Origin of the sequence: Acinetobacter tjernbergiae DSM 14971 = CIP 107465 (assembly GCF_000374425.1) — a bacterium.
In the GTDB taxonomy this organism is placed as follows: domain Bacteria; phylum Pseudomonadota; class Gammaproteobacteria; order Pseudomonadales; family Moraxellaceae; genus Acinetobacter; species Acinetobacter tjernbergiae.
The window spans coordinates 35999-49318 of the sequence record NZ_KB894372.1; the positions used below are offsets into that span (position 1 = coordinate 35999).

13 protein-coding genes are annotated in these 13320 nt (G+C 40.8%); 9 read left to right on the forward strand and 4 right to left on the reverse strand.

From position 1 onward, the window contains the following. Nucleotides 1–20 precede the first annotated feature (20 nt). The 4 genes from aroE to ribA form a co-directional block, all read right to left on the reverse strand. Nucleotides 21–809, reverse strand: coding sequence for a shikimate dehydrogenase (gene aroE / locus C502_RS0114075; RefSeq protein WP_018679465.1), 789 nt, complete (start codon nt 807–809; stop codon nt 21–23). A gap of 133 nt (nt 810–942) precedes the next feature. Next, entirely contained in the window at nt 943–1884 is a 942-nt protein-coding gene (gene hemF / locus C502_RS0114080) for an oxygen-dependent coproporphyrinogen oxidase (protein ID WP_018679466.1), read from the reverse strand. Nucleotides 1885–2015: 131 nt separating this feature from the next. Beyond that, a complete protein-coding gene (locus C502_RS0114085; RefSeq protein WP_018679467.1) occupies nt 2016–2489 on the reverse strand; it encodes a DUF4844 domain-containing protein in 474 nt (157 codons plus the stop codon). Between the two features lie 40 nt (nt 2490–2529). Then, nucleotides 2530–3132: a GTP cyclohydrolase II gene (gene ribA / locus C502_RS0114090; RefSeq protein ID WP_023274776.1), complete on the reverse strand. Its 603-nt coding sequence runs from the start codon at nt 3130–3132 to the stop codon at nt 2530–2532. Nucleotides 3133–3436: 304 nt separating this feature from the next. On the opposite strand from ribA, the gene dxs reads away from it, so the two are divergent. The 9 genes from dxs to C502_RS0114140 all read left to right on the forward strand — a co-directional run bounded on the left by dxs (nt 3437) and on the right by C502_RS0114140 (nt 13236). After that, nucleotides 3437–5338, forward strand: a complete 1902-nt coding sequence (dxs, locus tag C502_RS0114100) for a 1-deoxy-D-xylulose-5-phosphate synthase (RefSeq protein ID WP_018679470.1) — start codon at nt 3437–3439, stop codon at nt 5336–5338. Between the two features lie 130 nt (nt 5339–5468). Beyond that, a complete protein-coding gene (locus C502_RS0114105) occupies nt 5469–6299 on the forward strand; it encodes an inositol monophosphatase family protein (protein WP_018679471.1) in 831 nt (276 codons plus the stop codon). Between the two features lie 545 nt (nt 6300–6844). Further along, on the forward strand, nt 6845–7177 hold the full coding sequence (locus C502_RS0114110) for a hypothetical protein (protein ID WP_018679472.1): 333 nt from the start codon (nt 6845–6847) through the stop codon (nt 7175–7177). 375 nt (nt 7178–7552) lie between these two features. Further along, the gene (locus tag C502_RS18385) at nt 7553–9571 is read left to right on the forward strand and encodes a DEAD/DEAH box helicase (RefSeq protein WP_018679473.1); all 2019 of its coding nucleotides are present in this window, start codon (nt 7553–7555) and stop codon (nt 9569–9571) included. A 442-nt stretch (nt 9572–10013) separates the two neighbouring features. Further along, on the forward strand, nt 10014–10832 hold the full coding sequence (locus C502_RS0114120) for an ABC transporter ATP-binding protein (protein WP_018679474.1): 819 nt from the start codon (nt 10014–10016) through the stop codon (nt 10830–10832). Further along, nucleotides 10829–11608 carry a lipid asymmetry maintenance ABC transporter permease subunit MlaE gene (gene mlaE, locus C502_RS0114125; protein ID WP_018679475.1) on the forward strand — a complete coding sequence of 260 codons (780 nt, stop codon included), beginning with the start codon at nt 10829–10831 and terminating at the stop codon, nt 11606–11608. Before C502_RS0114120 ends, mlaE begins: the two co-directional genes overlap by 4 nt. Then, the gene (gene mlaD, locus C502_RS0114130; RefSeq protein WP_018679476.1) at nt 11608–12285 is read left to right on the forward strand and encodes an outer membrane lipid asymmetry maintenance protein MlaD; all 678 of its coding nucleotides are present in this window, start codon (nt 11608–11610) and stop codon (nt 12283–12285) included. The genes mlaE and mlaD overlap by 1 nt, the downstream gene beginning before the upstream one ends. A 19-nt stretch (nt 12286–12304) precedes the next feature. After that, a complete protein-coding gene (locus C502_RS0114135) occupies nt 12305–12937 on the forward strand; it encodes an MlaC/ttg2D family ABC transporter substrate-binding protein (RefSeq protein ID WP_018679477.1) in 633 nt (210 codons plus the stop codon). A gap of 11 nt (nt 12938–12948) precedes the next feature. Then, nucleotides 12949–13236: an STAS domain-containing protein gene (locus tag C502_RS0114140; protein ID WP_018679478.1), complete on the forward strand. Its 288-nt coding sequence runs from the start codon at nt 12949–12951 to the stop codon at nt 13234–13236. The last annotated feature ends 84 nt before the right edge of the window (nt 13237–13320 follow it).

The following is a 13320-nucleotide window of genomic DNA, read 5'->3' on the forward strand; positions in this document are numbered from 1 at the left end:
TTTATTGAATAGCGGGTGAATTATAAAAAATCTTTCAAGTCAGGTTTGACCCCATTCCAAATAGAAAAAGCTTCAATCGCTTGACCCACCAACATACCAAAACCATCTGTCGAGGGAACTTGACGCTCTTGGGCTTGATCTAGAAAGCTCGAAGGTTTGCCATACGCCATTTCATAAGCATGATGGAAAACTAAGCTTTCAGGGAGTTGTAAGCTGTCACCCGTTAGGCTCGCTGAAGTTGCATTGATGACAAAATCAAATTCACCCGAAAGTTGTTCTAAGTTAATTGCTATCAGTTTAGCTTGTGGTACGGCATCTTTTAGATCATCAACCAATTGCTCCGCGCGGCTGAGGGTACGATTGGCTATTACAATGTTCTTTGCACCTGCTTGTACTAAAGGATAGATCACACCACGTGTTGCACCACCAGCCCCTAAAATTAAAATACGGCTATTTTTAAGTTCCCAACCTAAGGCTTGAATGGCTGCAACTAAACCTTGACCATCGGTATTATCCCCAAAAAGTTTGCCATCTTGCATCCATAAGGTATTGACTGCTTTGGCAATTTTTGCACGCTCAGTGAGTTGGTCGCATAAGGCAAATGCTTGTTCTTTAAATGGAACAGTCACATTCATACCGATACCGTTTTGAGCAAAAAAATCTTTTGCTGTGCTTTCAAAGCCATCCAAAGGTGCAAGAATTTTTTTATAGTCTAAATTGACCCCCGTTTTTGCTGCAAATGCGTGATGGAGTTCTGGTGAGCGAGATTGTTCAATCGGATTCCCAATGACAGCAAATTGTTTGGTCATACTTTTATCCAAAGTTTAAAGAGAGGATGGTGGTTATTAAACATGTTTTCATGTTCATACGCACACAATATACGACAATCTGTAGGTACAAAAAAAGCACCTAAGTTTAGGTGCTTGGGATCATTACAGTGAATTATTTATTTAAACCCAACCAATCTCTTGGTTTTAGATAATAATCTGTAAGGCGCTTTTCTGTAGAGTTATCATCCCATTCAGGACGATAAGACCAACCGGCAAGATTTGGTAAACTCACCAAGATGGACTCAATACGACCACCTGTTTGTAAACCAAACAAAGTGCCGCGGTCATAAACAAGGTTGTACTCAACATAGCGACCACGACGATACAGTTGGAAAGAACGTTGCGCTTCGGTATAAGGTTGTTCACGGTGCTTTTCAAAAATCGGTAAAATCGCGGCTAAATAGCCATTACCCACGGCTTGGATATATTTAAAGCAGGTGTCGAAATCCCACTGGTTCAAATCATCAAAGAATAAACCGCCAACGCCACGTTGTTCATCACGGTGTTTTAAATAGAAATAATCATCACACCATTGTTTATGTTCAGCGTAGACATTTTCGCCAAAAGGTTGACAGAGATCATAGGCTGTTTGGTGCCAATTCTGAATATCTTGATCATCTGGGTAAAAAGGCGTTAAGTCGAAGCCACCGCCAAACCACCACACGGGATCTTGTCCTTCAGGTTCAGCGACAAATAAACGAACATTGGCATGTGAAGTTGGAATATTGGGGTTATTTGGATGAATCACTAAAGATACGCCCAACGCTTGTGCTTTTGCGCCAGCAATTTGCGGATGACGCTCTGTTGCAGAAGCGGGGAGTTTACTAATATTGATGTGGGAGAACATCACCCCACCTTTTTCAATCACTTCACCATTTTGCAAAACACGAGAGCGACCACCGCCACCTTCGGTTCGTTGCCAATCATCAATGATAAATTCAGCGGTACCACCGCCTGCACGTTCCTGTTGCTCTAGTCCTGCACAAATTCGTGCTTGTAGATCGAGTAAAAACTCGCGAACACGTTGAATATCAGCTGAAGTTGGGTGCTGCATGATGATCCTCATGATGTGATCTAAGAATTAGTGATATCAAAACATAAAACCATAAGAAAAGTAAGGGATTTTTAAATCTATATTCAGATACATGATTTAGGATGAAAAGTTTGGAGAGCCGAGAATACTTTTTATTTAGACTGTGCAGCGCGATTCTTTTCGATAAGTCTATTAATTTCTTCGTTATACAGCCAAGTATTTAAAATACCTTCAGAACTTTCTAAGCCAGTAATATCTAAAAAATGTTCAAATGTACCTGCAACTTGTTCTCTATCATCTGTACCAAGTGAGTCAGGATCAATTTGATGGATACCTTCAGAAAGTATTTTCAGTCGCTGTTCTTTACTTGGTTGATCCGAGTGCTGATAAAGCTGGATGTACGCTTCAGCAGTCTGAGCTACTTTTTGATTTAATACTCTTTTCAATTGATTATCTTGAACGCCTGTATATAGATAGCCATCACTTAAAAAATGATCTTGCTGTTGAAATTTATGTAATTGATTGATAATTTTAGTATTTAAAGGGGATGCTTTATGCCCATTCGCTTGAGTGTAGCCACTTAGTAATAGGAGACCTGTTACTAAGAAAATACTTAATAATTTCATATTAATAAATACTCTTTTAATGAGTGCGATGACTCTACACTTAGAAGTCATCCTTTTGATAAAGATGATCCATACGCTCACGTTTGGTCTTTAAATATTGTTCATTGAATGGGTTGCTTCCTACGGTGAGAGGAACGCGTTCAGTCACATGAATACCAAGATCTGTCAAAGCTTTCAGCTTTAAAGGGTTATTGGTAATGAGCTTGACTTCTTTAATCTGAAGATGGTCTAACATAATGCTGCACATATCATAACGACGTGCATCCGCAGGAAGATTTAATAATAAGTTAGCATCAACGGTGTCATGTCCTTGATCTTGCAAGGCATAGGCACGAATTTTGTTGGTCAGTCCGATGCCACGCCCTTCTTGGCGCAAATATAAAATCACACCTTGACCTGCTTCATTAATCAAGCGTTGAGTTGCTTGTAGTTGAGGTCCACAATCGCATTTAAGCGAAGCGAAAGCATCGCCTGTTAAACATTCAGAATGAATGCGTACCAGTACAGGTGCCTCAGGCGTTGTTTCTAAACCCTTAGACAGCGCCACATGTTCTTCACCCGTTTCAGGGTCTTGAAACACAGAAATATTGAAGTCACCAAAAGCGGTTGGTAGCTTTGATGTTGCAATAAATTCAATCGGCACAGATAACTCACTATCATGATAAAAACAGTCAAAGTATAGCTTAATGTGTGAAGATTGAGTGAATTGCGAGTTCTGATTTTTCACATAAGTTTTTCTTTTTCATGGAAAGCACACAATAATAGTTGATAAACAGTGACATAATTCAGGATAATCAGCGAGTCAATCTTTAAGATTGGCTTGAGAATGTTCAGCACTACATCATTCGCACATGTGGCTGATTGAAGGTAGATTGTATTTAATTGTATGATTGCCCCCATTTAACCCAGCTTCGGATTTGCCAGGCTTAAAAAGGCTTTGCCACATTATGTTGTATACCGAAATTCCAACTCAACGCCCTGTTACGCCATTGTTAGATGGAATCGACCATCCACAACAATTACGTCAGCTCGAGCAAAGCCAACTCGCACAAGTGGCGGATGAGTTGCGTCAATATATTTTGTATGCGGCAGGACAGAGTGGTGGTCACTTTGGCGCAAATCTTGGTGTAATAGAATTAACTGTTGCATTGCATTATTGTTTTAATACGCCACAAGATCGTTTGGTTTGGGATGTGGGTCATCAAGCTTATCCACACAAAGTGCTGACAGGTCGCCGTGAACGTATCACGACGATTCGTACTAAAGATGGTTTGGCTGCATTCCCAGCACGTGAAGAATCTGAATTTGATACCTTTGGCGTCGGACATTCATCCACTGCAATTTCAGCAGGCTTGGGAATGGCACTGGCGCGTCGTTATCAACAAGATCCATGTGATGTCGTTGCGATTGTTGGTGATGGTGCGATGACAGCAGGCATGGCATTTGAAGCCATGAATGATGCAGTAGCGCATGATGCTGATTTGATTGTGGTCTTAAATGACAACGATATGTCGATTTCATGTAGCACAGGTGGTTTTGCCAAGCACTTAGCAGCGATTTGGGAAACAGGTCAGTTCATTAATCTAAATGAACATGGTGAAGCTTATGTTCAGCCGCATCCAAAGTGGACTTATAATTCACGTTTGCATCAATCTGCAACAAATGCTGCCGATAATTTATTTAAAGCAATTGGTTTTGATTACTTTGGTCCTTTTGATGGGCATGATGTAGAACAACTTGCACAAGTTTTTCAAGCATTGAAAAAACGTAAAGGGCCACGTTTAGTTCATATTTATACAAAAAAAGGTAAAGGTTTTGCGCCTGCGGAAGCAGACCCGATTACCTATCATGCCATTACTAAAATTTCGCCTACAGCGACGACAACACCGACAAAAAAATCGGGGCCTAAATATTCAGATGTATTTGGGCAATGGTTATGTGATCAGGCAGCTCAAGATGAGCGTTTACTTGCAATCACACCTGCCATGTGCGAAGGCTCTGGAATGGTACAGTTTGCAAAACAATATCCTGAACGTTTCTTCGATGTGGCTATTGCCGAGCAACATGCAGTGACTTTAGCAGCAGGTATGGCGTGTGAAGGTTTAAAACCTGTTGTGGCAATCTATTCGACCTTTTTACAACGCGGCTATGATCAATTGATCCATGATGTTGCCTTGCAAAATCTAGATGTCACTTTTGGGATTGATCGTGCTGGTTTGGTCGGTGAAGATGGTCCGACCCATGCAGGTGCATATGATTATGCCTATATGCGTACTGTACCTAACATGGTGATCATGGCACCAAAAGATGAAAATGAATGTCGCCAGATGTTGCATACGGCATATCACTATAATGGACCAACTGCCGTACGTTATCCGCGAGGTGTTGGTACAGGTGCTGAAATCCAACAGCAAATGACTGCTTTGGATATTGGTAAAGCTGAAATTGTTGCAGAATTTAATGTAGATGCTGAACAGCAGATCAGTATTTTGGCGTTTGGTAGTCGAGTTGCGGCATCAATTGAAGCCGCAGAACAGTGTGCGAATAAACATGCAATTGGTGTGCGTGTGGTCAATATGCGTTTCGTGAAGCCACTAGATGAGCAAATGATCCGTGAGCTTGCAGAGAGTACCCAGCTTTTTGTCACTGTGGAAGAACATGCAGTGATGGCAGGAGCAGGCAGTGCGGTCAATGAATTTTTGGCACATGCGCGAATTTTAAAACCAATGTTGAATTTAGGTTTGCCCGATGAATTCTTACATCAAGCAACCCATCAGCAAATGCTGCAAGACTGTGGTTTAGATAGCAACGGTATTTTAGCTTCAATTGAACAAGCTTGGTTCTCATAAATAGAAGAATGTGAAAGCGGAAATAATTTTTCGCAACATTTTTCCCCTAAAAGCGCTTATATTTGATAGAATGTGGGCGCTTTTATGCATTATTCTTTGTCAAAATCTTCAAATTTGTAGTGGGTGTTCAATGGAACCTATGGTGGTTATGGCTGCGCGTGCGGCTCAAACAGTTGGTCAAGAGCTTTTAAAGGCGCATCAAAATCGTCATAAACTCGATTTGCAAGTTGAAGAAAAAGGCATTGATGGTCCAGTAACGCGTGTAGATCGTTACATCGAACAACTAACAATTGATACACTTCGTAAAAGCTATAAAAACCACAGTTTTCTTGGTGAAGAATTTGGTATGCAAGAAGGTAAAGGTCACGATGCAGATTGGTGCTGGGTGATTGATCCTTTAGATGGTACACAAAACTTTATTCACGCTGTTCCTCATTTCTGTATTTCTATTGCTGTACAACATAAAGGTGTAACTCAACACGGGGTGATTTATGATCCAGTCCGTGATGAATTATTCTCTGCAAGCCGTGGTCGTGGTGCAGTCATGAACCAACGTCGTATTCGTGCGAATGTAAAAGATTCTTTAGAAAACACATTCCTTGCTGTAGGTCATCCTTACCGTGCAAAACGTAATGGTGAAATCGTATCTTATGCAGAGCAACATTTTGCTTCTTTGCTTGCTGTGACTAAATCAGGTGCTCAATTCCGTCGTACAGGCTCTGCTGCGTTGGATTTGGCTTATGTTGCTGCGGGTCGTTTTGATGGTTTCTTTGAACTTGGTTTAAAACCGTGGGATATCGCTGCGGGTGAGTTGATTGTGAAAGAAGCAGGCGGTGTCGTGGTTGATGCTCGTGGTGGTAATGATTCAATGGAAAATGGTCAAGTGCTTGCTAGTTCAATGAAAATGTTAAAACCATTGATGCAGACTGTTGTTCCAGCTTGGGGCGAAGCTGCAAAATAATTTGTAGATTTTGAGAAAAGAGTAGCTATTGGCTACTCTTTTTTTTATGTCTAATAATAGAAACACATAGAGCAAGATGAAAAAAGAATAGAATAAATAAATTTATCATATATGCCCACATAAAAGGTGGTGCATGCATAGCACTGCTATATACAATTAAAAGTTGGATAAAAGTAATGATGCTTAAGATTGTACAACTCAAAAAAGGATGTTTTTGATTAAACGAAGTCGATGCTAGGAAATATGTAACGATAAAATAACTAGAAAAAAATAAAGAAATTAAAATTACACCATCTATGGGATATTGATAAATATGCTCAGGTTCATGTTTGCTAAGGTACGGATCAATTTGAAAACCGAAATAGACAATATTGAGGCATCCGAGTAACCAAAAGCTTATTAATAATTTGATTAGTGATCTATGATTTTTAATTTTATTTTTCATATTGATGGTTAGGTGGTATATTTTTTGTTAGAAATAAGAATAGCTTAACTTAAGTTTGACGTAAATATTTTTTATAAATAGCAATGGAGTAAATATAATAATGCAAACGATTGACCAAGATGATGCATTCTCTATCAAGACATACCATAACATTCCAGAGGATGATATTGAGCAACAAAATATTGATTTTTGGCTTATTGTTGGTGACAAAACTTTTTTAGGAAGTGCTTTTACACTAGCAAATATTCAATATTTAATGACTAAAGATAATAGAACAGGTGAATCTGCTTTTGGTACATATTTTTGGGCTTCAGATATGATCATTCTGAAGGAAATGACAGTTGAATGTTTGGTAAAAGCGATTCGGAATATCTTAAATGATCAATCTTTGAATATTGGGGAGATATTTACTCAAGTAGCCAATAATCCTTAATTTTTTCTTTAGTTGTAATTAATATACAAAGAATAAAAGTGATCGAATAGAAAAAACCTATTAAAAAAGGTGACTTTTAAAATTATTCTGCTATAATCCGCCCACGCACTTAAATTCCAGTTCATTACCTGAACATTCAGTTCTATTCATCATAAAGCGCACGCTGTCCATCGAGAGGACCACATCTTGCGCCAAAATCGCTTAGCGATTCTTCAGGTTGAAGCAGTAATCAAGCGTGCGTTTAGTCCACATCGTCGTTATTCGGATCGCCGCTGAACTTCATCTATTTTCAGCTTGAGTCGCTTTGCCGCTTGTTGCCGATGTCTATTTTTTTGAATTTATTAAAATGGAGCACCCATTAGGGTGAAACTCTCTATGAGCAAAACTTTTGCCGAATTTTCTTTACACGAAACCTTACAACAAGCGCTTGAAGGTTTAGGTTTTACCACACCAACTCCTGTGCAAGAACAAGCGATTCCCGCTGCGTTAGAAGGGAAAGATTTATTAGTTTCGAGCCAAACTGGTTCAGGTAAAACTGCTGCATTCTTATTGCCTACTTTAAACTCTTTGGCTGGTGAAGAAGCATTCGTTTCTTTCAAAGATCGTATGAAGGCAGTAACTCAGCCTACAATCTTAGTTATTTCTCCTACGCGTGAATTGGCTCAACAAGTTAGCCAAGATGCGATTGCATTAGTGCGTCACATGAAAGGTGTTCGTATTGCTGCAATTATGGGTGGTATGCCTTTTGGTAAACAAATCCAACAGCTTAAAGGTGCACAAGTTGTCGTTGCGACCCCTGGTCGTTTACTTGACCTTGTAAACCGTCGTCAAATTAAACTTGATAAAGTTGAATCATTAATTGTTGATGAAGCTGACCGTATGCTTGATCTAGGCTTCTCTGAAGACTTAGAGGCGATTGGTGAATTAGCTGCAAACCGTAAACAAACATTAATGTTCTCTGCAACATTTGCTGATCGTATTATCCGTCTTGCTGAACGCATGATGAATGATCCACAACGTATTGCAATCGAAACTGGTCACAGCACCAATACTGATGTAACTCAAACATTACATTGGACTGATGGTTTTGAACACAAGAAAAAATTACTTACGCATTGGTTATCTGACGAATCAGTAGATCAAGCTGTTGTATTCGCAAGCACACAAGAAGATACAGACATGCTTGCTGAAGAATTAGCTGAAGCGGGTCACTCAGTTGTTGCGTTGCACGGTGCAATGCCACAAACCGTTCGTAACCGTCGTTTACGTAGTATTCGTGAAGGTCGTGCAAAAATCTTGGTTGCGACTGACGTTGCAGCGCGTGGTTTAGACGTACCAACAATCTCACACGTAATCAACTTCGGTTTACCGATGAAAAATGAAGACTATGTACACCGTATTGGTCGTACAGGTCGTGCGGGCCGTACAGGTCAAGCTGTTACTTTGGCAACTTACCGTGAACGTGGCAAAATCCGTGCTTTAGAAGATTATTTAGATGCACGTTTAAATGTATCTGAAATCGAAGGTTTAGAGCCATCTCCACCACCTGCTCGTGGTAGTCGTGATGGTGGTGGTCGTGGTCGTGATGGCGGTGGTCGTAGCCGTGGTGGTCGTGATGGCGGTGGTCGTGGTGGTTTTGGTGGCGGTCGTCGTTTTGAAGGCGAGAGCAACTTCAAACGTCGTGAAGGCGGTGAAGATCGTCCACGTCGTAGCTTTGATGACAAACCACGTGGCGAACGTCCAGCATTTGGTGGTGAAGATCGTCCACGTCGTGAGTTCAATTCAGATCGCCCACGTCGTGAAGGTGGTTTTGAAGATCGTCCAAAGCGTAGCTTTGATGACAAACCACGTGGTGAACGTCCATCATTTGGCGGCGAAGATCGTCCACGTCGCGAGTTCAATTCAGATCGTCCACGTCGTGAAGGTGGTTTCGAAGACCGTCCACGTCGTGAGTTCAACTCAGATCGCCCGCGCCGTGAAGGTGGTTTCAATGATAAACCGCGTTTTGATTCGAATGATGACAACCGTGGTAATCGTGTAGATTATAAACCGCGTCGTGAAGGTAGCTTCGGCGACCGTCCAAAGCGTGATTTTGGTGATCGTCCAGCGCAACGCGAAGGTGGCTTCAGCGACCGTCCAAAGCGTGATTTTGGTGATCGTCCAGCGCAACGTGAAGGTGGCTTCGGCGACCGTCCAAAGCGTGATTTTGGTGATCGTCCAGCGCAACGTGAAGGTGGCTTCGGCGATCGTCCAAAGCGTAGTTTCGGTGGTGAAGATCGTCCAAAGCGTAGCTTCGGCGGTGAAGATCGTCCAAAGCGTAGTTTCGGTGGTGAAGATCGTCCAAAGCGTAGCTTCGGTGATGACCGTCCAAAACGTAAGTTTGGTAGCGAATGATTATCGTCGGAAAAACGACTTTTAATCGATAAAAACCGATAAAAAGAAGAAGCCAGTTGTAAAACTGGCTTTTTTATTTAGTATTAGTCATGTAAAATCTGAAAAATGTCTACTAATTCAAATTTTAAATAAGAAATGAATAGGGTTAAGCAAAATAAAAGTTTTTTCAGCCAAATTTGGTCTTTCATCTGTAGTGAAGGGCTGCCATGTCTATTTGTTATTTTGATGTTATGTAATGGGCTGTTTTTTGCCTATGCTATTTTTGATCGAAATAATCCAAATTCATTAAATGCAAATTTGCATAGCTCTCTAGGGAAGGCTGATATAAAGAATAACTACATAAATTAATAATCTTCATACGTAGCATATCAAAATAAAAACAAGCGTTTAATCTTTCAGTGTATAGTATGCGTGCATAAAAAGTGCAGGAATGAATGCCAGTATGAATAACAAATCTCCTCTCGATGCTGAAGCCTTAATCGAAGTTAAACACTTGAGCTTTAATCGAGGAGAACGCGTCATTTATGATGATGTCAGTTTAAAAATTCGACGTGGTCAAATCACTGCAATTATGGGACCATCTGGGACGGGTAAAACAACATTGCTCCGTTTGATTGGTGGGCAGTTAGTGCCAGATCAAGGTGAAGTGCTGTTAGATGGTAAAAATATTGCAGCCATGTCACGTCCAGAATTGTTTACTGCTCGCGCACGCATGGGGATGTTATTCCAGAGTGGTGCGCTCTTTACAGATATGTCCGTTTATGAAAATGTCGCATTTCCGATTCGTGCACATACTCAATTACCAGAACATCTGATCGCCGAATTAGTGGCTTTAAAGCTAGAATCTGTTGGGTTACGTGGTGCTGAACCACTAATGCCATCTGAGCTTTCAGGCGGTATGAATCGTCGTGTAGCTTTAGCGCGTGCGATTGCACTCGACCCTGAATTGATCATGTATGACGAACCCTTTGCAGGTCAAGATCCGATCGTTAAAGGTGTACTCACCCGCTTGATTCGCTCTTTGCGAGAAGCTTTAGATTTAACAACAATTATTGTCTCGCATGATGTCGCAGAGACCTTGTCGATTGCTGATTATATTTATGTGGTTGCGGAAGGTAAAATTCAGGGTGAAGGTTCACCTGAGCAATTACAAGCACATGCTTCGCCATTTGTGCATCAATTTTTAACAGGCTCGGCTGAGGGGCCTGTCGAATATCAATTTACTCACCAAGCATATTTAGATAACGAGGTTCGTGCATGAATACGATTGCCTGGTTAGGTAGACTCGTTATTGAGCGAATAAAGGGGATAGGTGCTGCGTCACTTATGCTCATTCAAATTTTATTTTCAGCCCCTTCAAAAGGTGGTTTTCAACGCTTCATATATCAAATGCATCGTGTTGGGGTCATGTCCCTACTGATTATTGCTGTTTCTGGTTTATTTATTGGTGCTGTTCTTGGTTTGCAGATGTATAGCATCCTCGTCACTTTTGGTAGTGAGGCAATGCTCGGTACTGCCATTTCATTGACGCTGCTACGTGAACTTGCTGCGGTTGTTGCCGCATTGCTCTTTGCAGGACGTGCAGGCTCAGCATTAACGGCTGAAATTGGTTCGATGAAGCAGAGTGAACAACTTGCTAGTATGGAAATGATTGGGGTTGATCCACTGCGACAAATTGTTGCTCCTCGTTTATGGGCGGGTATTGTTAGTTTACCGATGTTGACTGTTATTTTTGCAACGATTGGTATTATTGGCGGCAAATTGGTTGGTGTGGATTTCCTCGGTGCTGATGAAGGTTCTTTCTGGGGCGGTATGCAAAGTGCGGTTCAGTTTTGGCATGATATTTTCAATGGCACTATTGTTAAAAGCATTGTTTTTGCACTGATTTGTACATGGGTGGCGGTCTATCAAGGTTATGCCTGTGACCCAACACCAGAAGGTATTGCGACTTCGATGACTAGAACGGTCGTATATTCTTCACTTTGTGTATTAGGTTTTGATTTTGTGTTGACTGCGGTCATGTTCGGAGGGATTTAATGAAATCACGTACTAGTGAGCTGGCCGTAGGTATTTTTGTCATTATCTTCGGTATCGCTCTATTTTTTCTTGCGATGAAAGTGAGTGGTTTAGTAGGTACAAATCTACGTGATAGCTATAGCATGACAGCGCAGTTTGATAACGTAAATGGTTTGAAATCACGTGCAAAGGTCACCATGAGTGGTGTAACCATTGGTCGTGTGGAATCGATTACGCTTGACCCTGTAACACGTTTAGCAACTGTTAAATTCGATTTAGATGGGAAGTTAACCAGTTTTAATGCTGAACAATTAAAACAAGTGAAAAAAAATGCATTGGACGAATTGCACTATAGTTCTGATTATCAACAAGCTGATGCAGCGAAACAAAAAGCAATGGAACAGCAACTTATCAGTAACATGACCTCCATCACCAGTCTGGATGAGGATGCTTATATTATGGTTGCAACCAATGGCTTGTTGGGCGAGAAATATTTGAAAGTTGTGCCAGGTGGTGGTGTGAACTACTTAAAACGTGGTGATGTGGTTTCAAATACCCAAGGCACAATGGATTTAGAAGATTTAATTAGTAAATTTATTACTGGTGGTTCGAGTAAAACCACAACAGGCTCGGCAACAACAGAAAGTTCAGCATCACAGCCAGCAGCAGCTGATGCAGAGCCATCATTTGCTGAGTAATTCAGGTTAGGAGATTGAAGTGAATACATTATTGAAACAGACGTTAACAGTAAGCATTTTATCAACGATGCTTGCAAGTGCGGCCTTTGCAGCACCAACAGAGACCCCACCTGATTTTGTTAAACGTGTTGCTGATGGTCTAATTACACGTTTAAAAGCAGATCATGCTAAATTGCAGAACAATCCTGCTTTAGTGAAAACGATTATTCGCCAAAACCTTGATCCGTATGTTGATTCTCAATCATTCACACGTATTGTCTTGGGTACTTATGCAAATAATCAATATACAAATGCTGCGCAACGTGCTCAGTTTGAGCAAAACTTCCGTGCGGTCATTATCGAAAACTACGGTGGTGCTTTCGCGAAATATACCAATGAAAGTTACACGATGCGTCCATTCAAGTCGACCAATAGTAAGAATCCTGTGGTAACTTTGGACTTTTCGCATAATGGTGAAAAGATCCCTGTATCGTTCCAATTAATTGATAAGGGCGATCAATGGAAAGTTCGTAATATCAATGTCTCTGGTATTGACCTTGGTTTGCAGTTCCGCAACCAATTCGCCGCAACTGTTCAGCGTAATGGCGGTGATATAAATAAAGCGATTGCAACATTTAAACCAGATGCTGATGCTGCTGTTAGCAAAAAATAAGTAGGTGAAGGGTGATTCAGTATATTGATCAGCAGTTGATTGTTTCAAAAACAATTGATTTTGCAAATGCGGAACAAGTTTATTTGACGGGTTTGAAGCATATTCAACAGCATAAGGAGTTCCCTTTGGTTGTTGATCTTGCTCAGCTTGAACAGGGTAATACCTTATCTTTGGCTGTTTTGGTGCAATGGTTGCGCCAAACGCCAGATAATAAAGGTCTGCATTTTAAAAATGTGTCTGAGAAAATGCTAAAAGTCATCCAGGCCTGTCATTTACAAGATGATTTGAAATTGATTTGATGAAATCTTGTAGATTGAAAAACAGAGTTAATATTAACTCTGTTTTTTTTGTTTTAAAATTTCTTTGCTTTGGGGAGTTATGGG